The sequence below is a fragment of the Anaerobacillus sp. QJM3NY_17 genome, from assembly GCF_056173665.1.
In genome coordinates, this window is record NZ_CM149685.1 from 3,206,075 (window position 1) to 3,226,946 (window position 20,872).

20 protein-coding genes are annotated in these 20,872 nt (G+C 38.8%); 6 read left to right on the top strand and 14 right to left on the bottom strand.

Features of this window, described 5'->3' with window-relative positions; genetic code table 11:
* Positions 1–33: 33 nt before the first annotated feature.
* Positions 34–420 carry a response regulator gene (locus tag AC0VYV_RS16755; protein WP_430241859.1) on the bottom strand — a complete coding sequence of 129 codons (387 nt, stop codon included), beginning with the start codon at positions 418–420 and terminating at the stop codon, positions 34–36.
* Positions 421–704: 284 nt separating this feature from the next.
* On the opposite strand from AC0VYV_RS16755, the gene AC0VYV_RS16760 reads away from it, so the two are divergent.
* Complete coding sequence (locus AC0VYV_RS16760; RefSeq protein WP_430241858.1) at positions 705–833, top strand: hypothetical protein; 129 nt, start codon at positions 705–707, stop codon at positions 831–833.
* A gap of 107 nt (positions 834–940) precedes the next feature.
* Here the strand turns inward: AC0VYV_RS16760 and AC0VYV_RS16765 are convergent, their stop codons facing one another.
* The 4 genes from AC0VYV_RS16765 to AC0VYV_RS16780 all read right to left on the bottom strand — a co-directional run bounded on the left by AC0VYV_RS16765 (position 941) and on the right by AC0VYV_RS16780 (position 3,839).
* Entirely contained in the window at positions 941–1,576 is a 636-nt protein-coding gene (locus AC0VYV_RS16765) for a YtxH domain-containing protein (RefSeq protein ID WP_430241857.1), read from the bottom strand.
* A gap of 2 nt (positions 1,577–1,578) precedes the next feature.
* Entirely contained in the window at positions 1,579–2,019 is a 441-nt protein-coding gene (locus AC0VYV_RS16770) for a DUF948 domain-containing protein (protein ID WP_475367829.1), read from the bottom strand.
* A 94-nt stretch (positions 2,020–2,113) separates the two neighbouring features.
* Complete coding sequence (locus AC0VYV_RS16775) at positions 2,114–2,662, bottom strand: HD domain-containing protein (protein ID WP_430241853.1); 549 nt, start codon at positions 2,660–2,662, stop codon at positions 2,114–2,116.
* On the bottom strand, positions 2,649–3,839 hold the full coding sequence (locus tag AC0VYV_RS16780) for a DUF418 domain-containing protein (protein WP_430241851.1): 1,191 nt from the start codon (positions 3,837–3,839) through the stop codon (positions 2,649–2,651). Before AC0VYV_RS16780 ends, AC0VYV_RS16775 begins: the two co-directional genes overlap by 14 nt.
* Before the next feature lie 285 nt (positions 3,840–4,124).
* Between AC0VYV_RS16780 and AC0VYV_RS16785 the strand changes: the two genes are divergently transcribed.
* A complete protein-coding gene (locus AC0VYV_RS16785) occupies positions 4,125–4,655 on the top strand; it encodes a sigma-70 family RNA polymerase sigma factor (protein ID WP_475365667.1) in 531 nt (176 codons plus the stop codon).
* Between the two features lie 11 nt (positions 4,656–4,666).
* Positions 4,667–5,272, top strand: coding sequence for a hypothetical protein (locus AC0VYV_RS16790; RefSeq protein ID WP_475373997.1), 606 nt, complete (start codon positions 4,667–4,669; stop codon positions 5,270–5,272).
* A gap of 33 nt (positions 5,273–5,305) precedes the next feature.
* Here the strand turns inward: AC0VYV_RS16790 and AC0VYV_RS16795 are convergent, their stop codons facing one another.
* Both AC0VYV_RS16795 and AC0VYV_RS16800 read right to left on the bottom strand, forming a co-directional pair.
* Positions 5,306–6,598, bottom strand: coding sequence for a DUF2254 domain-containing protein (locus tag AC0VYV_RS16795; protein WP_475365669.1), 1,293 nt, complete (start codon positions 6,596–6,598; stop codon positions 5,306–5,308).
* A 179-nt stretch (positions 6,599–6,777) separates the two neighbouring features.
* Positions 6,778–7,338: a methyltransferase family protein gene (locus tag AC0VYV_RS16800; RefSeq protein ID WP_475365670.1), complete on the bottom strand. Its 561-nt coding sequence runs from the start codon at positions 7,336–7,338 to the stop codon at positions 6,778–6,780.
* Positions 7,339–7,753: 415 nt separating this feature from the next.
* On the opposite strand from AC0VYV_RS16800, the gene proB reads away from it, so the two are divergent.
* The 3 genes from proB (at position 7,754) to AC0VYV_RS16815 (ending at position 11,596) form a co-directional block, all read left to right on the top strand.
* The gene (gene proB / locus AC0VYV_RS16805) at positions 7,754–8,896 is read left to right on the top strand and encodes a glutamate 5-kinase (protein ID WP_194219151.1); all 1,143 of its coding nucleotides are present in this window, start codon (positions 7,754–7,756) and stop codon (positions 8,894–8,896) included.
* 171 nt (positions 8,897–9,067) lie between these two features.
* Positions 9,068–10,333, top strand: coding sequence for a glutamate-5-semialdehyde dehydrogenase (locus tag AC0VYV_RS16810; protein WP_430241839.1), 1,266 nt, complete (start codon positions 9,068–9,070; stop codon positions 10,331–10,333).
* 153 nt (positions 10,334–10,486) lie between these two features.
* On the top strand, positions 10,487–11,596 hold the full coding sequence (locus tag AC0VYV_RS16815) for an oxidoreductase (RefSeq protein ID WP_475365671.1): 1,110 nt from the start codon (positions 10,487–10,489) through the stop codon (positions 11,594–11,596).
* 141 nt (positions 11,597–11,737) lie between these two features.
* On the opposite strand, the gene AC0VYV_RS16820 is transcribed toward AC0VYV_RS16815, so the two are convergent.
* The 7 genes from AC0VYV_RS16820 to AC0VYV_RS16850 all read right to left on the bottom strand — a co-directional run bounded on the left by AC0VYV_RS16820 (position 11,738) and on the right by AC0VYV_RS16850 (position 20,846).
* The gene (locus tag AC0VYV_RS16820; RefSeq protein WP_475373998.1) at positions 11,738–12,379 is read right to left on the bottom strand and encodes a YczE/YyaS/YitT family protein; all 642 of its coding nucleotides are present in this window, start codon (positions 12,377–12,379) and stop codon (positions 11,738–11,740) included.
* Positions 12,380–12,562: 183 nt separating this feature from the next.
* Positions 12,563–13,486 carry a peptidoglycan-binding protein gene (locus AC0VYV_RS16825; RefSeq protein WP_303535378.1) on the bottom strand — a complete coding sequence of 308 codons (924 nt, stop codon included), beginning with the start codon at positions 13,484–13,486 and terminating at the stop codon, positions 12,563–12,565.
* A 313-nt stretch (positions 13,487–13,799) separates the two neighbouring features.
* Positions 13,800–15,554: a thiol reductant ABC exporter subunit CydC gene (gene cydC / locus AC0VYV_RS16830; RefSeq protein ID WP_430241836.1), complete on the bottom strand. Its 1,755-nt coding sequence runs from the start codon at positions 15,552–15,554 to the stop codon at positions 13,800–13,802.
* The gene (gene cydD, locus AC0VYV_RS16835; protein ID WP_475373999.1) at positions 15,554–17,269 is read right to left on the bottom strand and encodes a thiol reductant ABC exporter subunit CydD; all 1,716 of its coding nucleotides are present in this window, start codon (positions 17,267–17,269) and stop codon (positions 15,554–15,556) included. Before cydD ends, cydC begins: the two co-directional genes overlap by 1 nt.
* Entirely contained in the window at positions 17,269–18,282 is a 1,014-nt protein-coding gene (cydB, locus tag AC0VYV_RS16840) for a cytochrome d ubiquinol oxidase subunit II (RefSeq protein WP_475374000.1), read from the bottom strand. Before cydB ends, cydD begins: the two co-directional genes overlap by 1 nt.
* A complete protein-coding gene (locus AC0VYV_RS16845) occupies positions 18,279–19,673 on the bottom strand; it encodes a cytochrome ubiquinol oxidase subunit I (protein WP_475372786.1) in 1,395 nt (464 codons plus the stop codon). Before AC0VYV_RS16845 ends, cydB begins: the two co-directional genes overlap by 4 nt.
* Before the next feature lie 468 nt (positions 19,674–20,141).
* Entirely contained in the window at positions 20,142–20,846 is a 705-nt protein-coding gene (locus AC0VYV_RS16850) for a Crp/Fnr family transcriptional regulator (RefSeq protein WP_475372787.1), read from the bottom strand.
* Between the last annotated feature and the right edge of the window lie 26 nt (positions 20,847–20,872).

A 20,872-nucleotide genomic window follows, 5' to 3' on the forward strand; every position in this document is an offset into this window, starting at 1 on the left:
ACCTGCTCCATATGGAGACAGGCTTTTCACTCTTTACTTCGTACGGGCCATTTCTTTTTCATCCAGCGGGGATACGCGTTTTACTGTTCGGCAAACTTCTTCTATATCAAATGGTTTAGCAAAATGAGTGATTGCTCCTAGTTTCATAAATTCTTGCACGAGCTGTAATTCACCGTATGCAGTCATAAAAATAACCTGAACTTTTTCATCAAACTTCTTTAACGATTTAAATACTTCTAATCCATCCATACCGGGCATTTTCAAATCGAGGATTACGAGATCAGGACATTCCTGCTTAAAAAGCTCAATTGCCGTCAAACCGTTCGCAGCTTGAAGTGTTTGATACCCTTCTTTCTTAAATAGCTCACCTAATAACACTCGAATGCCATACTGGTCGTCCACAATTAATATCTTCTTCATCGTATGCCCACCTTTTTTGCGATATAGTCTCAGATCATGTGACTTCCTATCATTATTGTGCACCATCTAAAGCCGATTGAAAATAACTTCGTCGAAACTAGTCACGAGATTACAAATCTCGCACATTTTCGCCCTATTGAACGTTCATTATTAAGAAATGTAAGCGCATTATAGAAGACGCACGTTCTTTTTTACCATTTTACAACTTTTTACTGAATTTTCGTTTTATTTTATGAGACAGGGGAAGAGTTTACTAGAACAAATTTAGGAGGGTATATTAAACCATGACTGGTCCTACAATCCAGACGATTAAAGAAATTGAGAACAAAGCTATGAAAGATCAGCGAGAGGCTTCAGAAGCAAGAAATGTGGTAAGAGAAGCAACGAAAGTGAATTCAATCCATCCCTCATAGACCATAAGTTAACTATAAAGCCAGAAAAGCAGATAGGCGCATAGGCGCCTATCTGCTTTTCTACATCAATGAAACAACCGCCGTTTGGCGGTTGTTCATTATTTATTTTATTTACGCTTGCGATAAGTTCTCTTCAGTTCCATTTCGGCTGCTTCGTCTAACGTTTCAGGGTTGTCTGGATCTCTTTCAAGAGTTCTTTCTACATCACGTTCAATCACATCATCAAACGTTTCAGCACCTTCTGTTTCGACGATTATCTTTTCGACATCGCGATTAACAACTGTAGACATTGGAACTTCCGACTCGTCTAACTCTGCTGCTCGCTTGATTGAATAACCGCTTACTAATGCTTCTTCCTCTGCAGCAGGTGTTTCTTTCTCACCTTTGCGATTCTTCACTTTGTCCACAATGTCATTTGATTTAGTTTTGACGGATTGAGCAAAAGCGCTCGATTTATTTTTCATGTTACCTGATACTTCTACACTTTTATCTTTTGCCTTTGTCACACTATCACTAATATCATTTCTAAGCTCTTTTCCAGCCTTTGGTGCAAGCAGAACACCAGCTGCTGCTCCTACCATACTACCTGCTATGGCCGCTATTGCCGGACCTTTAAACTGACTTTCTGACTTCACTGGATCTGTTCGATCAATACGAATCACTTCTCTAGTTGAGGATGAATATCCTTCTGGTGCTGGCTCACGTTCAACCTTCACCTCATGGTTTGGTTTTGAATCTTTCATCGTTATCCTTCCTCCTTAACAGATTGAATGTTTGATTTCTTAAATCGATACTTTTCCCACATTGTCAGAGCAGTACTTCCCCAATTCGCCGCCTCCGCAGCTTTTCCCTGCTTCGACTCAACACCTTTTTCAACAGAGTGGCTTAGCTTAGAAAAAGAACGTGATAAATTTTGAAGAGAAGCTCCTGTTTCTTTAACTGACTCAAACACTGGTGAGAATTGACCAACCTTTGATTGAACCTCATCAGCAAGTACATTTGTTTTATGCAACATCATTGTGGTTTCTTTCGACAATCCATTGATCTGCCCTTGTAAAGAATCGATCATTTCTGCTGTGTTAGAAAGAGTTTTTTCAGTAGATTTTAACACTTTAATTAAAAATACACTTAATACTGCGAACACGATTGCGATAATAGCTACTGCTACATAAAGAATAATTTCCATTACGATGCCTCCTACTTCTATTTGAATATAATTACCAATACCCTAGAGTAGGAAATATAATCATAAAATTAACGAGCCATAAAATAGCTCAATACTAAAACACTTCTTCAATCGTTATTTTTAGCCTACTAAACAAAGGAAAGTGAGCCTCTTGAGGTGAGAGGCCTTCTAGTAAACTATTGTAAATCGACTCATAATACCACTTTTGCTTTTCTCGACCACGGTTAAACCTCTGCCAAATTTGTTCTCCTACTTGATCATAATCTTGTTTGATTGTCGTTAAGTTGTGAAGTTTATCAGCACAAGTAATTTGTTTTACTGAAAATGGCGCCTGCTTCATCTTTTCAATCGTATGTTCTTTTCTTTTTTCCCATTCTAAATGCTTATCAGGTTCAGAACACGCTGCTACTAAATTCGCCACAACTTGACCAAACTCTTCGTTCAACATCTCATACGTCATTGATGTATCCTCTATCACATCGTGAAGAATTCCTGCTGCAATCGTTTCTTCAGAAGCTCCTGATTCCATTAAATAGAATCCAACTGTTATTGGGTGAGAAAGGTAAGGGAGCGTTGATTCTTTCCTATATTGGCCATCATGAGCCAACGCTGCTATTTCGACTGCTTTCTCAATGATTTTCATATACAATTCCTTCTTTCTGATCACGTTTTAACGGGAATCGCCTTTGATAAGTCACCATTCTCCAAATCCATTCGATTGGTCCATACTTAAATTTAGATAGCCAGACTCTACTGAATCCGATTTGTATAAGGAAAATACAAATTAATAAAAGAACCCCGGTGCTTACTTCTGTTTCTCCATAAAAACCCAATCCATAATTGTAGTAAATAAGCGTACTAACAATAGATTGCATTAAATAATTCGTAAGAGCCATTTTCCCTACCCATTCAAGCGCTTTAAGACTTCTTCCTGAATAATAAATTAACGAGATAGCCGCCATATAAAAGAGTGAAACAAGTGGTCCACCGAGACTATCCTGAAGATGGGAAAAGGCGTAAGATTCAAAAACAAAAGGCGTTAACTTCACCAAGAATCCTAGTGAGCCGATAACTAGTAACTTTTTCACTAATGATAGCTGATTGCGATGCCCATTGAGCCATCCTTCTTTCGCAAAAGCTGCCCCTATTAGAAAATAAGGAAAAATAGAAAATAAAAGAAAAACGCCACTTACTCCTCCATTTACATAATACCAATCGCTTACTCGTTCATTTAAAATCTCAATATAGCTTCCCGAACCATACACCAGAATCGAATTTCTTATCGCTTCTGGGTCATGCGATGTTAAGTCAGCCGTACTAAACGGTAGCAACAAGAGAAAGAATATGACGGCATAAAACAACCATAATCCCAGACCTATTTGCAATAGTCGTTTCCCTTCCATTCGGATAAAGAAAAGTAGCAATAATCCACATAGACTATACGTAAATAGAATATCTCCATGCCAAATGGCAACAAAATGAAAGATTCCAATGATAAATAGGAATAGCAAGCGTCTTAGCATTATAGGAAGAAATCTAGAGCCACGTGATGTTACTCGGTTTTGTAGAATAATAAAACCATACCCAAACAAGAAAGAAAACAACGGGTAGAAACTGGCTTGTGCAAAAAAATCAATGAGGTTCATGAAAAGCTGATTCCATTGATCACCCCAGTAGTTTATTTTATCAACGTACATCCATGGAGAATGAAAATCGACCATGTTAACAAAAAAAATACCAAGCAAAGCAAAACCACGCATGGCATCAATTGATTGAATTCGATCACTTGCACTTGTAGGAATTAGGGCTGCATTCTTCATTTCATTCATCCTTTACTTGAGTCTTTTTCCTCTCAGAAATCGTTCCACATCATCACAGCGTTCTCCTTCTTTTGACTCATCTTATCAGATATTAGAAGGATGACCAGCATGAATTCCTATTCTCAAATAAGACATTTTGAATATAATTCAAGGAAAATCTACCCAGTTTACATCAAACTATTCTATAATAAACACACACACAAATTATGGAAAACTTACTATATAAAACCCTTCGCGCATGCAGATCGTCTTTTGTTTGAAGGGCCGAAGGAGGAAGGCGCAACCTTGGGGAACAAAGAATCAACAGAATATCTTGACCTTACCAATAAGGAAGCGGTCCTTGAAATGATAATGGATGAATACGGTGAAAGTGTTGTTTGGCTTGCTTTCAGTTATTTAAAAGACAAAGAAAAAGCGGAAGATGTTGCACAAGAAGTCTTTATTGCCTGCTATACAAAATTAGATACCTTTAATATGGAAGCCTCACTCAAATCCTGGGTATTAACTATAACTGCGAATAAATGTAAAGACGTACTCAAAAGCTGGTCTTATCGAAATATTGTGTTCGCCCAATCCTTATTAAATACATTTAAACATAGCAACTCTGAACCTGACATGGCCTTAATTGGGTCAGAAGAAAATAAAGAACTTACTACAAATGTCCTTAAACTTCCAGCCAAATATCGAGAAGTCATTTTTCTTCATTACTTTGAGGATTTAAAGGTTCAAGAAATCAGTGATTTGTTATCAATTAAAGAAAATTCGGTTAAAACAAGATTACGTCGTGCCAGGATGCTACTTAAAGAAATGTACTAAGGAGGGTGACAATGGACAAACGATTGAAAGACCTTCGTTCGCGAATGATCGATACAAAAGCTGTCACCTTCGATCATACTCATAAAGATCATATTCGAAGAAGAATTAAGGAAACATCCATTTCTAGATTCAATCTGATAAAACCTCTACAAAACCTTTTTCCTATTGCGCTAACCTACCTTACTCTTCTTTTCCTAGTAGTTAGTACTGGACTATTTGCAGCATCTGAAGTTGGTCTTTTACCTAAGAATAGTTCTGTTAGTGTTAGTGAACATTCTCTTACAAAAGAAATGTTATATGAAAATGTCCTAGCCTCTACAGAAATGATTGATATACAGAAGGATCAGGAAAAAGTTCGCTCTATTGCCCATTCGTACTTAGAAAATCAGCGTAACTGGAAAATCACCAATCATAGCGCTACCTATGGAACTCATTCCACTGTTCTTGTTCAAGGTAAAATCACAGAAGGACATTTTGACAAGATGACTTTTAGTATCTGGATTGAACCAGAAACCGGTCTTCCATTAAACTTTGTGATTCGCAATCAAGAAAGTAGTGTTCTTGAACAATTTAAACTACCTGACGAAACACTCGCCCATGCTGAGCGGCAAAATTAAAGGCTCCCGTTTTAGAACGGGAGCCTTTATTAACTATTTGCATGTGTCATCTAATACTCGGGAAGTATTTAATAGAAATTCCCGATCAAGATCAGGAAGTTCATCGAGATCAATACTTGTTAGTAAGTAGTGATGGAATCGCTGAACATCTGCTTTAATTTCTTTCCGTTGACCATCCGCGGTTAAAATAAGTGCATCAAGTATACCATTTAACATGGATACATCGTCTTTACCGTAGTGTCTAATCTGATAAAAGGCCTTATAAAGATATTGAAAGAAAGGCTTAGGCGTAGTTAATACACGTAAATTTCTCTTATCATCAAAAAACGCTTCCTTAGGTTCATACGTATTGCCAATTTTGGCGAGAATGGTACCAATTCGATTCGTGCAGTTCACAGCCGTGTGAGGATCATTAACAGAGGGAGAAATAGCCCTAAGAGCAATATCAACTAGTTTTTGAATTGAAAATTCTAAGTCTTGGTCATTTATTCTCTCTGTTCCAATTGCAATGATATTTAATATATCACTGGATGAAACCGAAGAAGCATCTTTGGCCCAAATCGTGGCAATCCTAGATCCGTTTTGTACATAGTTTCCTACATCTGCATCTAGTCTTAGTACACTTTCATATTTAGTAGCCAAGTTAACTAGTTTAGCGTAAGGTATTCGCTGAATGTAGCCCATTTTCTCACTGTATATCGGTATTCCAGCCTCTTCTTTTAGCTCTTCTTCTTCCCATCTATCCCACTTTTCAAAAGTTTCACCTTCATGTAATTCACTTTTACTTTCTACAAGGTATAACGATCTGCGGGTGATTTTTTCAATCAGATTGTTGACCTGAACAAAAGTAGCCGAATGATGAATAAACAATACAAAGAACAATAAACACGCAATCGCAAGGATCACTGTTAAGAGAGGCGATAAGATAATCCGACCATCCTTACCAGTTAATAGAAGCATGTTCACAAGGGCAAAGATAAATCCTGCCACAAAAACACCTAGCACGTGCTGTGTAAAGCGGTCAGAAATAAAATCTTGTAACACCCTCGGTGAGAACTGTGAAGAATAAGTTGTCAGCACAACCATAATAGACGAGAATGAAATGGTTGTCATGGTTAATATAGCCGTAATTAACGGAGCATATAGTGCCTGAGCGATTTTCTCCGTAGCTAGAAATAGCTTTGGAATTGTTCCATCCAATTGCGCAATGTACATAATGTCAATCCAAGTACTTAGAGCGACAACTACGATAGATATGGTGCCATATACGACTGGAAGAAACCAGAAGCTGTTGCGTAAATTAATCGATGTCTTAGAATAATTCATGTGTTAAATCCTCTTTCACTATTGTGTCATCTCTTTCTTGTTCCCTCATTCACTTGAGCTAATCCCAATATTTGATGATGGATTAATATCCCAAGCGATAGCCGTGCTTTGTAATATGCCTCAAGCTCTTCTGATGACCCGAATGGTCGCAAAATGAACGCAAACCATGAAGATAACTTTTAATAAATGAACGGTAGAATCCTATATCTATCTTTTCCCCATTCGTGATAAGTTTCTCCAACTGACATATAGAGCATTCTTTCCTCAATCCGGATACGGTATAAGAGAGCCGGGACAATGAGTAGAATGGATAGTAAAATGCCGCCCCACGTGCCTATGTATAATGGAAATCCTATCATGATTAGTAGTAGTCCAGTATATAGAGGATGGCGTAATAAACGATAGGGACCAGAACTAACAAGATCTACTTTGCTTTCTACTACTACATTTCTAGAAAAAAAGCGTCCTAGTTCTTGAATACCCCAATATCTCAATACAATCCCACTTCCATAAAGAAAGAGCCCTAAAACTTGATTAAATATGTTGTTTTGAAATGTGAAAAGATCAACCCCACTAAAATAGAGCGTTCCTATAATCACACCAGAGATCGCTAACAAAATAAAAACAAAGGACCGCTTTTCAGAAGAAGAGGTTTCTGTGTTTTTCTTTCCTCGTTTCATGATAAATTCACTTACCCATAAAACCGAAAGCAGAATGAATAATACATCAATTACACTCATGGCGCTCCCCCTTTATTATACCTTAATCAGCAGTATACCAGACTTCAATCCTTATTGTCTGACATCGATAGTGGCTTTGTATAAAACAGTCACTTTATACAATTCCACAAATGAAAACCCTTACATTAAGCAAAAGTTCTTCACTAGACTTATACAGCTCCGCGAATAAAATGGATATTATTGTAAATAATTCATGTTTTTCACTTCTTATATGGAGTGGTGAGCAAGCCTCTCATCTTCTAAGCGTATGTTAAACGAGTTTAGAGCAAACATCGTCCATATTCTTAGTTATTCTCCACTTATTCGGACTATTTGGGCAAGTCTTGTTGTCAGCACATAAGCGTTTGTTATACTCATAGAGTCAATTGATTAAAGCAATCACACATTTAACGGCAAGTTATATAGGAGTGAAATAATGAATCTAAACGACGAAAAGAAACGAATCGTAATTAAAATCGGAAGCAGCTCTTTAACGAGCAGACTCGGAGACATTAGCCGAAGAAAACTTGAACGACTAGTAGATGACATTGTAATGCTTAAAGATGAAGGACATGAAGTACTTCTAGTATCTTCTGGCGCAGTAGCTGCTGGATATCGCAGACTAGGATGCTTAGAACGTCCAACATCACTTTCAGAAAAACAGGCCGCTGCATCAATCGGTCAGGGACTGTTAATGGAAGCTTACTCAGAACGTTTCATATCTCACGGCTACACTGCTTCACAAATTCTGATTACGCGCAGTGACTTTTCTGATCGCAAAAGATACAACAACGCAAGAAACACTATTAATGTACTTTTAGAACGAGGAATCGTTCCAATTGTTAATGAAAATGATACCGTAACAGTTGAACGTCTAAAATTCGGAGATAATGATACCCTTTCAGCGAAAGTCGCTGCACTTGTGAGTGCCGATCAGCTTATTATTCTTTCTGATATAGATGGACTATATAGTGAAGATCCGAGAAAGAACCCGGATGCTAAACTGTTAGAGCACGTAACTGAAATTACTCCAGAAATCGAAGAATCTGCCGGAGAACCTGGTAGTTCTGTCGGCACTGGTGGCATGAGATCGAAAATTGATGCAGTCAAGATTGCTATGGCATCAGGTACACCTTCTTTCCTTGGAAACGCAACAACTAAAGGAATTATTTATAATGCTGTTCATCAAACAGCAACTGGAACTTACTTTACCCCAGAAGGTCAAACCGAGCTTGATAACAAGAAACAATGGATAGCCTTCAATTCAGGTCCTGAAGGTGAAGTCATCGTGACTGATAAAGCAAGCTCTGAGATTTCTGAACATGAACGGAGTCTTCAACCTGTAGGCGTTCATTATGTACACGGGCACTTTAAGCCAGGGGCAGTTGTGAAACTGACAGATATGGATGGTGAAGAAATAGGTCTGGGTGTTACAAACTATTCTTCCAAGCATTTGAAAATGATTAAAGGACTTCCAACTGAAGAAATTTCTGAGCTTATTGATATTTCAGTGAAAGAAGCCGTTCATATCAATGATTTTGTTTATCACGATCAGCTAGCTATTCCACTCGGTTCATAATAAAAAGAACGATGATTGTGAGGGGTTTTCCCCTTCATCAATCGTTCATTACAGCATTAGGGACAGTTAATTCTAATCTTTTCATTTAGATGAACCTATATTTTAAGATTAGCCTTTTACTGCCCTATACGTCTGAGATAAAATAGAAGAAAAAAATATAGGAGGCGTTTGATGACTACTCTAGATCCGATTAAAGTAAATGTAAAAGAACAAGCAAAGCAAGCACAGGTGGCTTCCAAAGCCCTCTCCTTGCTTACAACTGAGGAAAAAAATCAGGCACTACTGATTATTGCCGATGAGCTCGAAAAAGAAACAGATTATATCCTAAATGAAAACAAGAAAGACCTTGAGCGCGGTAAAGAAAAAGGCTTTACAGAAGCGTTTATGGATCGTTTAAGCTTATCTAAAGAACGCGTAAAAGACTTTGCTAATGGTCTTCGCGAAGTGGCAGAGCTAGAAGATCCGGTTGGAGAAGTCATTTCTGATTGGTCACTTGATAACGGCATGCAAGTCGAACAAGTCCGCGTCCCGCTCGGCGTTATTGGTATGATTTATGAAGCACGTCCAAACGTAACCGTTGATGCGACGGGTCTTGCACTTAAATCAGGAAACGCTATCGTCCTCAAAGGTGGTTCTAACGCTCTTAATTCCAACAAAGGGATTGTTCGCGTAATTCATGAAGCACTTCCAAAAACCAAAATCCCTGTAGACGCGGTTCAACTAATCGCTACAACTGATCGCGAAGCAACGAGTCAACTCTTTACGATGAAAGAACACATTGATGTTCTAATTCCTCGTGGAGGCGGCGCTCTAATTAATACAGTCGTGAACAATGCAACTGTCCCAGTACTAGAGACAGGCGTAGGTAACTGTCATATTTATTTTGATCAGTCAGCTGAAGCTGAGAAGGCAATAAACATCTTGATTAATGCCAAAACAGATCGGCCAGCTGTATGTAATGCAGTTGAAACACTAATCGTTCACAAGAAATGGCTTGAAGAAAATCTGGACGTTCTTGAAAAATCACTAGCTGATCATAACATTAAAGTTCATGGTGATGAGCATATCGTAAACACGTTTAAAGATGCTGTACTTGCTGATGAAGATGACTGGAGTAACGAATACCTTGGTCTTGAAATTGCAATCAAAACAGTCGAAAACACTGAAGAGGCAATTGATCATATTGAAAAGTATGGCACGAAGCATTCTGAAGCGATTATTACAGAAGATGCTAAATCTGCATCCCTATTCCGCAGTCTTGTAGATGCGGCTGCAGTCTATCACAATGCATCCACTCGCTTTACAGACGGCTCTGCTCTAGGCTTTGGGGCGGAAATCGGTATTTCTACCCAAAAACTACATGCTAGAGGACCTATGGGTCTCCCTGCTTTAACAACGATTAAATATTGCATGACAGGTACTGGACAAATCAGATAAACGTACTCTAAACCACCCTTTAAAGAAAAGGGTGGTTTTTCTATGAAGTAGTAGCCATTGAGGATTCTACTATACTGAGCATAACTTTCGTGTAATCTAAGGCTCCCCCCTTATAATTACTCCATACACACGATAAAAGAGAGGATGATAATCATGACATATGAAAACTTATATACTTCAGAAGTGCTAGGAAAGATTTCATTAAAAAATCGCTTTATCGTCGCTCCAATGACTAGAATAACGGCAACAGATGACGGTAGCGCAACAACAACAATGCGCAATTATTATGAGCGTTTTGCGAAAGGAGGATTTGGTGCTATCATCACTGAAGGCATCTATACGGATGAAAGATATAGCCAGGGATATTTAAACCAGCCCGGGTTAACAAATAAAAACCACGTTGAGACGTGGAGAAATATCACGTCTTCCGTTCACGAGTTCGGAACTCCAATAATTGCCCAACTGATGCATGCAGGTGGACAAAGTCAAGGGAATGCATATTCAGATGTAACTGTAGCACCTTCTAATATTCCTCCCAAAGGAGAACAGCTTGGCTTTTATGGAGGATCAGGTCACTTTGATAAACCAACACCCCTTTCGATCGACGATATTAAGGAAGTGAGACACTCCTTTATCAGTGCTGCCCGGCATGCAAAAGAAGCTGGATTTGATGGTGTTGAAATTCATGGGGCCAACGGATATCTTCTTGACCAATTCTTAACAGACTATTTAAACCATCGAAACGATGAATATGGTGGATCACTTGAAAACAGGCTGAGACTTCTAGTTGAAGTGATTGAAGATGTTCGAAATGAAGTAGGAGAGGACTTTACAGTTGGCATTCGTATATCTCAAATCAAAGTTGCTGACCCGGCTTATAAATGGCCTGAAGGCGAAAAATCTGCTAAAACCATTTTCTCCATTCTAGAAAAAGAGCTTGATTACATCCACGTCACAGATCCTGATGCAACTCAACCTGCATTTGGAGAGGGAACGAAAACGTTAGCTGCGGCAGCGAAAGCCTTCAGTTCCATTCCAGTGATCGCAAATGGACAGCTAGGTGATCCAGATAAAGCAACTAACCTTATCGGAAGCAAAGAAGGTGATTTTGTTAGCCTTGGTACTAGCGCTCTCGCAAACCCTGACTATCCAAATCGTCTTTCAACCGGAAAAGAGTTAAAACCATTCGATTTCGAAAGTTCTCTTCTTCCGCTTGCTTATATTAAAGAACATGAATTGAAAGAAGAGATCATCAGAAATTAACTCTATAGCCCTCCCTCTCCAAATTGGTGGAAAAGAATAGTATCTACGAGAAAAATGAATAGAAAAAAGCCTACCCAGAATTATTGGTAGGCTTTTTTGTTATGATTATCGTTCTTTGATCTTTTTGAATCATTGATCAGCTTAATAAGAGGATTCATTAGATGACACAGGATGTTGATAATGCAATATCGCTGTTAGTAACGCTTTACACTGAGGTAGTGCAAATTGAATGATCTTACCTAGCATAAAAGCAATGATAATACTGCCAATACCAACTGGTCCTCCCAGCATCCAACCGAGGAGTAACACAGTAATTTCGATACCATTTCTAACCCAATCAATGCGCCAACCTGTTTTTTCAACAATGAGTAACATAATACCATCGCGAGGTCCAGCACCGAGACCAGACGTTACATATAAACCAATACCGTAACCTAGCACAACAACACCGACAATGAATATGACGGCTTGTGCCAACAATGTTTCAGGATCTGGTAAAACATATAAGAAGAAATCAATAAATAATCCCAGTAGCAGCATATTTAGAAAAGCCCCCACTTTCGGAAGTGACCTTGTATAAAGTGAAGTGAAGCTTAGTATAATAAACCCAGTTAGAATAGACCAGCTTCCGATCGTTAATCCAAACTGCTTAAATAAGCCATAGTGAAAAACATCCCAGGGACCAATTCCAAATATTTTCCCCTTAATGGTCATTGCAATCCCTAGACCAAGAACAGCGAGACCTACGAAAAAGAAACTCCACCGAATGATTTTATTTCGCATTGAAAAGCCCCTCTCAAACAATACAATTTCAAACCTTTGAAACTATATCATAAGAAAGAAAACATAAAAACCACCCGGGAAACTAGGTAATGGAGTTGGAAATCACCTTCTATATTATGTAGCTTTCATTAAGGATAAAAAAAACTGCCTGATTTCTTAATCAGGCAGTTATCTTTTATTTAATTAGTCCATTACCGTTACAGTAACTGTTTTACGACCAAAGTCTAGTGCATCTTGTTGGTCGGCCATGAATAGATCAACTCGATTACCTTGGATTGCGCCGCCAGTATCACCAGCAACGGCTTCTCCGTAACCTTCTACATATACTTTAGAACCTAGTGGGATTACATCAGGGTCAACAGCGATTACTTTTTGATTTGGATTAGCTCTCAAATCAATACCAGTTGCTGTTACACCAGAGCATCCTGTACAGAAAGCAGTGTAAGCTGTTGCTTCCATCTGAATTTCTTGTCCACTTGCCTGTGAAGACTTACTTTCAGTGTTTGATTCTTTTGCAGGCGTGGAATTAGAAGTAGTAGATGTTTGAACTGCTTCCTTATTAGCTGTTTCTTTCGGTGCTGGAGCACTACCACCGTTTAGTACAGACCACGTGTTCTTACCTGCAATACCATCTACCGATAGACCATTGTCAGCTTGGAACGCACGAACTGCTTGTTCAGTGATAGGACCATAAATTCCGTCTACTGTATAGTTATAATAACCGCCAAGCTCTTCTTGTAGTGCTTGTACTTGGTGACCGTGATCACCTTGAACGAGCGTACGCATAGCTTGTCCATTATTTACGCTTTGCATTGCTGAAAATGTATTTGGACCTGCGATACCATCAACTGAAAGACCGTGCTCTTTTTGGAATTGCTTTACAGCACCTTCAGTAATAGATCCGTAGTATCCTGTGGATTCATCATAGTTGAAATACCCCTTGGCAGACAGTACATCCTGTAACTCGACAACGTCGCCGTGTTTTTCACCATAAGAAAGTGTTTGATCTCCTAGTGCCGCCTCTGAAACTACTGGACTAGCAAACATCATTCCAGCTAGTGCTGTGGATGTAACCACGTTTCTTACAATGTTTTTACGAGCTACCATGTATACATTCCTCCTGAGAGTTTTTAATATTGGTGTTGGTTTGTTTATCTCTCAATCACCCATGTTCCACATGATAACAGGCAAATATAACACAGTGATTTTAGTCCAATAACAAGTCGGTTACATAAATATGACAGATTAATACGGTTTTTATAAACTTTGCACAATATAGTACCTAATACCTATTTACGTCATGTGTTTATTACAATTATGTCAACAAACTAGTAAAAACCCTTATTTTAGGTTCTTCAAAAAGAACAAAATTAAATGAATTCTTTTCAATCATGCTCTTGCATTCCCTTTACAAGGTCTTTTATCCTATCATTTTCATTTCATCATTAACTTTCTTTAATTGAAATGGCGTGTCTAATTCATAAAGCCTTCTGTAGCGGTCACTCGACACGAGCAGCTCATCATGCTTTCCTTCCATTACAATTTCACCTTCATCCATAAACAGAATTTGGTCCATTCTTTTCATTCCAACAAGGTGGTGTGTAACCCAAACAACGGTTTTACCATCAAGAACGTGAAAAATTGTAGAGAGTAATTCCTGTTCCGTTCGAGGATCAAGAGCAACAGTAGGTTCATCCAGAAGGACGATCGGTGCATCTTGCAACAAAATACGAGCTAGTGCAATTCGTTGACGCTCTCCTCCCGAGAATCTCATTCCCGCTTCTTCCATAGAAGTTTGATAGCCTTCAGGTAATGCAACAATAAAGTCATGAAGTTGGACGCTTTTCGCCGCTTCATATACCTCTTCATCTGTAGCAGATGGCTTCCCGAGTCGAAGGTTATTCAATACCGATGTATCAAAAAGATAAGGCTGTTGATTTAGTACACTTAACTGTTGTTTATTCCCATTAGTCAGAGCTGTCTCTAAACCGTTTATAGACACACTACCTTCAGAAGGAGAATAGATTCCTTTCATAAGATTAAGAAGACTCGTTTTACCAGAACCACTCGGACCAAGAATAGCAAGCTTTGTTCCCTGAGGTATTTCTAGATTGATATTTTTGAGTATCCATTGTCCTTTGTTCGTTTGATAACTAACCTTATCAAAGCGAAGATGACTGTTTTTCCAAACGCTTTTCTCATCATATTCTTCCTCAGAAGGTTTCTCCAATGACAATCCTTTCAATCGATTAATCGAATCTTCATATCCTGGAAGTTCACTCACAGCATCAGAGAGTGGAAGAAAGGCCTCTGTTAATGGAAAGAGAATAAGAACAAATGCGGCAATTAGCGTATGGGAAATCTGTCCATCCATACTCTGATTTCCTGTCCAAACAAGCATAGATAAAACAATGATTGCAACAACACACTGAGCAGCAAAATTTCGATAAGAAACAAAAGCAGACCGACGTCTCTCTTCCCTATAAATCTCCGCATCATCCTTTTCAACATTTTCAATAAACGTTTTCTGGTGACCGCTAAAGACCCAGTCTCCAATTCCAACCACACCATCTGTTAGCGTGCTGTATTGAGAGCTACGACGACTTTTTAGCATTGCTACATTTTTACGGGTAACTAATAAGGACACTAAAGGAAAGAGAAAGACGAGAATAAAGCCATAGGTGGCCATTAATCCCGCAAATACCCAGGAGAAAGTTCCAAGCATTCCTATCGCGACTGCATATAAAAAGAAACCGATCACAGAAGGGAAGATCGTCTTTACGTAAACATCTTGTAAATATTCAATGTCCTCGGCCATCACACCAAGGAGATCTCCTGTTTTTATACTGGCTCCTTCTTTTAAAACTCTCGGTTCAATGGTTTCATATAATCGAGAGCGCATATGTGAAAGAACCTTTAAAATAATATGGTGACCTAGCAACTTCTCACTATATCTTGAAACAGCACGTAATATGCCAAATGTCCTTACCGCAACAATTGGCACATAGATTAATAGAAGATTTTCCGGTCTAGTGGCAGCTTTAGAAATGAGAAATCCGGATGTAAACATAAGAAAGGCTGCTGAAAATGCTGTCACTAAACCAAGCAGGATGACAAGCGAGAAGAGCTTTGCATTCTCTTTTAAATAGGGAAGAATCCATCCTTTCTTCTCCATTATGAGACCCCCTCCATTTGCAAATACACCATTTGATAGTAGCTACCTCTTCTAGACATGAGATCTTCATGAGTACCAAACTCAACCACTTTACCCTTTTCAAGCATAAGAATCAGATCCATCTCTCTCATCCAATGCAGACGGTGCGTGGCCATGAAAACAAGTTTATCTTCTAATAAGGGAAGGATCTTTTTCTTTATCTCGTATTCTGTTTCAACATCAAGCTGGGCTGTTGGCTCATCTAGAAGTAGAATGGAGCGATCTTCAAGAAATGCGCGAGCTAACGCGATTCTCTGTACCTGACCACCACTTAATTCTCTTCCGCCCTCCCCGATCTTTTCGTTTAAACCATTAGGAAGATGATCAAGGACTTTCCTCAAACCAGCTGCCTCTGCTGCGCGTTCGACCGCTTCTAATGAAGCATCTTGATTATAGAAACGGATATTATTTGCTAAAGTATCATGAAAAAGATGAGGGTGCTGCGGGATATAAAATAACTGCTTCTGCCATTCCTCATGCTTTAGATGGTCCAATTCCTGACCATTTATCTCAATGGTCCCTTCACTTCCTTCAAGAAACCCTCCCAATATGTCAATCAAAGTCGATTTACCAGAACCACTTTCTCCAATGATCCCTATTTTCTGCTTTCCTTTTACTGAAAAAGAGACGTTTTGAAGAGCATTTCTTTCATTTCCATGATCTACGGAAAGATTTTGAATCGTTAAAAGGTCTTTATCAGACCAATGAGGAATCGCTCCATTTTCTTCTTTAAAATCTTGTGTTTGAATCATATCCAATAACCTTCTTCCTGCATCTTGTCCATCCAACGTTGCATGATAATCATTTCCTAGCTCACGAACTGGAAGAAAAAATTCAGGAGAAAGAATTAAAATCGTAAGAGCTGGCATTAAAGATATCTCTCCTTCTACAAGTCGCAATCCAAGAAATACAGCGACTGTAGCGATTCCTAACATTGTAAAAAAGTCGAGAGCAAATGAAGAAAGAAAAGCTACTCGAAGCGTACTCATCGTCGATTTCCGATACTTCTCACTCACTTCTTGAATGCTTCTGGCGTGTTTTCCACTTAATCCAAGATACTTCAGAGTTTCAAGTCCACGAAGGGAATCAACATAATGATTAGATAAAATGCGATGTGTGCTCCACTGCTTATCCGCCTTCTTCTTCGCAGCTAATCCAAGTAAGATCAGAAAGCCAATCAATATTGGTAGAGTGAGACTTAAAATAATAGCTGACGTCACATCAAGAGTCCAAACATAGATAAGGACAAGCGGAGCAACAATAAGCATGGCCGTTAATTTAGGAATAAATAACTCTAAATAAAGTCGGAATTGTTTTGCCCCGTCAATTAATAACGTAATAAGATTGCCTGTTCCCCATTTCGCTGCATAGCGTGGACCTAACGCAAACAATTTTGCAATGGCATCTTTCTTTATAGAAGCAGCCGTTTGAGCAGCATAACGATCGGTTACTTTGGTCATGATCAACTTAACAAGATGCCTGATAATAAAAGCTATGAGGAAAAGCGAAACAACGAATAAAATCCGTTGCAGTGCTTCTCCATCAAAGAGTCTTGTTACTGCTTCTGCAAGCCATTTCGCCTGCAGGATAATCACGGTCCCTTGAATAACGGTTAATACCGTTAGGATAAACAGCACCTTTTTGACATCTTTTAATTGAAATAGAATTTTACCCATTAGTAAACCATATCCTTACCATCTACACGCTTTCTGAAAACATAATAGCTCCAGATTTGATAACCAAGTACAAAAGGAAGAAGCGTGAGCGCCACGATGGTCATCACCTTTAATGAATAGTTTCCAGAAGAAGAATTATAAACGGTTAAATTATAAGCGGCATCGATTGAGCTAATCATTACGCGTGGGAATAATGCTACAAATATGGTTGAAACCGTTAATGCGATCCCTGCGCCAGTCATTCCAAATGCCCACCCATCACGATGCTTTTTCAAAAATACGATCGCCAAAGAATAACTGAGTACAATCAGAGCAATAAGCGTTACACTTATAACACCGCGGTTGCTGAATAAATCCGTTTCAAAATATGAAAGTCCAACAAAAGCGACTAATGAAGCCAGAACACCATAAATCACTTTGCTCGCTAATTTTCTCGCACGCTTCTGAAGATCTCCAACAGTTTTCAGAGTGAGAAATACAAGTCCATGTAAGAAACAAAGCATGGCCACCGTTACCCCACCTAATACCGTGTATACATTGACATAATCACTAAAACCCGCATGGATATTCATTTGTTCATCAATTGGCATTCCTCTTAAAATACTTGTAAAAAGAACCCCAAATAGAAATGGCGGCATAATACTTCCAACGAAAACAACCCAGTCCCACGACTTGATCCACTTAGGGGTATCCACCTTTCCACGAAATTCAAAGGCAACTCCACGAGCGATAAGCGCAAGAAGGACAAACACAAACGGTATATAATAACCGCTGAACATCGTTGCATACCAGTGTGGAAACGCCGCAAATATTGCGCCTCCTCCTGTTAATAACCACACTTCATTCGCATCCCAGAATGGTCCAATCGTGTTAACCATTATTCGCCGCTCTAGCTCATTTCTTCCGAGGAAACGACTGGCCATACCCACACCGAAATCAAACCCTTCGAGAAAGAAAAACCCAACAAACAAAACAGCAACGAGTATAAACCACAGTTCATTAAGTGCGATCATAAATAGGCCCCCTGATCAAACGGATCAACTGCCACTTCTTTGTCCTCATGAGCAGTATGTTCTGATCCCTTTTTAATTTCACGAACGAATAAGTAAACGAGTAAGATAGCGAGAATCGTATAAATCGCAGTAAACGATAGGAATGAGAAAAGCAAGGACGCCTTTGATACGTTTGGAGAGACAGACGCAGAAGTTGTCATCAATCCAAATACCGTCCACGGTTGACGTCCGATTTCCGTCATAATCCATCCAGCTGAGTTCGCAATAAATGGAAACGAAATGAGCCACACCATTCCTTTTAAGTAAAATTGGCTACCCTCAAGCTTTTTGTAGAAATTTAGTAACAACCCGAGGAATGAAGTGAAAATCATTAGCATTCCAGCACCCACCATAATGCGAAAGCTCCAGAAAGTCGTTTTAACTGGAGGAATATAATTCCCCTCTCCGTATTTTTCTTCATACTCTTTTTGCAAGGTCTTCATACCCGGTACTTCACCACTAAACTCTTCATAAGCAAGGTAACTGAGTGCATAAGGTATGTTGATTTCAAATGAATTTTCTTGATTTTTGGAGTCAACCAACGCGAAAGCCGTCCAGGCTGCTGGATCTCCACTGTCTTCCCATAGCGCTTCACTAGCCGCCATCTTCATTGGCTGTGATTCCATTAAATGCTTCGCCTGTGCATGGCCACTAAACGAAACACCCATACCTGAAACAAATGCGACAATCATGGCAATGTTAAATGACTTTCTAAAAAATTCGACTTCCTGTTTACGGAGAATTTTATACGCACTCACGCCTCCAATAAAAAAAGCACCGGTTGCAAGTGCACCAAAGATTACGTGTGGAAATTCGACGAATAGCTGCGGGTTCGTAAGGAGTGCGAAGAAATCATTCATCTCTGCTCTTCCGTTTCGAATCACAAAACCTACTGGTTCCTGCATAAATGAATTCGCTGCTAAAATCCATAACGCTGACATCAACGTTCCGAGTGAGACGAGCCAAATACACATTAAATGAAGTTTCTTCGATAACCGCTCCCATCCAAAAATCCATAAACCAATAAACGTTGATTCCATAAAGAAGGCAAGCAACGCTTCAATCGCAAGCGGAGCTCCAAACACATCTCCAACAAATCGAGAATACTCAGACCAGTTCATCCCAAACTGAAATTCCTGGATAATCCCCGTCACTACCCCAACAGCAAAGTTAATGAGAAACAAGTGCCCCCAGAATTTCGCCATTCGTTTATACACTTCTTCTCCTTTCACAACATAAAGCGTCTCCATGACCGCTACTAGAAAGACAAGCCCAATCGACAATGGAACAAACAAAAAGTGAAAAATCGTTGTTGATCCGAATTGTAGTCTTGCTAGAAATAGTTCACTCATACTAAATCCCCCTCCATCATCTCTAATGACTATTCACATACGCGCAAAGTAACTAATACGTAAATAATCACCATTTAGATACATTCTCCTATGACAAAAGTCTCTTTTCGCTTCTTCCTTAGGTTACCTTAGACGCTAAAATGAGTGAGCAGATGAATTTGAACGGTTTTTGTCTGTCTTGTGTGCGAATTTCGACAGTTGAATCAGAAAGAAGAAGAAAAGTGAGGGATGTCACAGACTGAAAGGAAACGTGTGGTCGTGGTTGATTTAAAAAGCTCTCATAGATATAGACATGGCAAAAAGCGCTTCACAATAGTGAAAAGCGCTTTTATAATCTACCAGTTTGTAATCTATTTATTTTAATAAACGAGGATAACAATTATTGTTTTTTCAACATCAACATCTAATATTCTAGTCATTTTGTTAACCACTTTACATCTTTTTCTGAATCTTCTAATTATAATACAACTATAAAAGCATCATTTGTTCATTAGCAAGCTCTGCTAAATCTTCAATATTATTGATGATGTAGGATTTACCGTTTTTTACAATATAATTTTCACTTTCGAGCCATTTAATATTTTTCGCAATCGTTACTCGAGTTGTTCCTAATAAATTTGCCATTTCTTGATGCGTAAAGCTAATAGATACTTTCACTTTATTCTCTCCTACCTTTTCTCCATATTGAATTGAAAGTTGAATAAAGGCGGCGCATACTCTTGGTAGTGCTTTCATGTAACTTAGATGAAGCGTTTGAGAACAAAGTAAACGGTATTTTCTTGTAATTAAATCTAAAGTCTGGAGGATGTATTCAGGTTTTGCAGAAAGAAACTGGATAAATTGCTTTTTAGGTACTCTTCGAAGAATAACATCTGAAGCAGTGATCGCATTTGACGCATGACGTGAATCTTGATTCAAAGAGCATTCACCAATAATGCCATTCTGCCCAACGATCGAAAGCGCTTTTTCTTCTCCATTTGGAGAGATTAAGAAAAGCCGCACTCGTCCACTTTCAATCAAATAAATGTAGGAACCAACTTCATTTTGAATAAAAATAGTTTCATGCTTTCTAAATGATACCTTATCTGTATTTTCAAACAAATCTGTCCAGGTGTAAGGCAAATGATCAAACCAGGGATTAAGTAAGCTAAACTCTTGTAAGATATCATTCATGTTCTTCACCTCATATGAAAGGAATA

Bases quoted from the DNA above. Each gene is read 5' to 3' on its own strand.
- AC0VYV_RS16755 (WP_430241859.1), bottom strand. From the start codon at position 420: ATGAAGAAGATATTAATTGTGGACGACCAGTATGGCATTCGAGTGTTA.
- AC0VYV_RS16760 (WP_430241858.1), top strand. From the start codon at position 705: ATGACTGGTCCTACAATCCAGACGATTAAAGAAATTGAGAACAAAGCT.
- AC0VYV_RS16765 (WP_430241857.1), bottom strand. From the start codon at position 1,576: ATGAAAGATTCAAAACCAAACCATGAGGTGAAGGTTGAACGTGAGCCA.
- AC0VYV_RS16770 (WP_475367829.1), bottom strand. From the start codon at position 2,019: ATGGAAATTATTCTTTATGTAGCAGTAGCTATTATCGCAATCGTGTTC.
- AC0VYV_RS16775 (WP_430241853.1), bottom strand. From the start codon at position 2,662: ATGAAAATCATTGAGAAAGCAGTCGAAATAGCAGCGTTGGCTCATGAT.
- AC0VYV_RS16780 (WP_430241851.1), bottom strand. From the start codon at position 3,839: ATGAAGAATGCAGCCCTAATTCCTACAAGTGCAAGTGATCGAATTCAA.
- AC0VYV_RS16790 (WP_475373997.1), top strand. From the start codon at position 4,667: ATGGACAAACGATTGAAAGACCTTCGTTCGCGAATGATCGATACAAAA.
- AC0VYV_RS16795 (WP_475365669.1), bottom strand. From the start codon at position 6,598: ATGAATTATTCTAAGACATCGATTAATTTACGCAACAGCTTCTGGTTT.
- AC0VYV_RS16800 (WP_475365670.1), bottom strand. From the start codon at position 7,338: ATGAGTGTAATTGATGTATTATTCATTCTGCTTTCGGTTTTATGGGTA.
- proB (WP_194219151.1), top strand. From the start codon at position 7,754: ATGAATCTAAACGACGAAAAGAAACGAATCGTAATTAAAATCGGAAGC.
- AC0VYV_RS16810 (WP_430241839.1), top strand. From the start codon at position 9,068: ATGACTACTCTAGATCCGATTAAAGTAAATGTAAAAGAACAAGCAAAG.
- AC0VYV_RS16815 (WP_475365671.1), top strand. From the start codon at position 10,487: ATGACATATGAAAACTTATATACTTCAGAAGTGCTAGGAAAGATTTCA.
- AC0VYV_RS16820 (WP_475373998.1), bottom strand. From the start codon at position 12,379: ATGCGAAATAAAATCATTCGGTGGAGTTTCTTTTTCGTAGGTCTCGCT.
- AC0VYV_RS16825 (WP_303535378.1), bottom strand. From the start codon at position 13,486: ATGGTAGCTCGTAAAAACATTGTAAGAAACGTGGTTACATCCACAGCA.
- cydC (WP_430241836.1), bottom strand. From the start codon at position 15,554: ATGGAGAAGAAAGGATGGATTCTTCCCTATTTAAAAGAGAATGCAAAG.
- cydD (WP_475373999.1), bottom strand. From the start codon at position 17,269: ATGGGTAAAATTCTATTTCAATTAAAAGATGTCAAAAAGGTGCTGTTT.
- cydB (WP_475374000.1), bottom strand. From the start codon at position 18,282: ATGATCGCACTTAATGAACTGTGGTTTATACTCGTTGCTGTTTTGTTT.
- AC0VYV_RS16845 (WP_475372786.1), bottom strand. From the start codon at position 19,673: ATGAGTGAACTATTTCTAGCAAGACTACAATTCGGATCAACAACGATT.
- AC0VYV_RS16850 (WP_475372787.1), bottom strand. From the start codon at position 20,846: ATGAATGATATCTTACAAGAGTTTAGCTTACTTAATCCCTGGTTTGAT.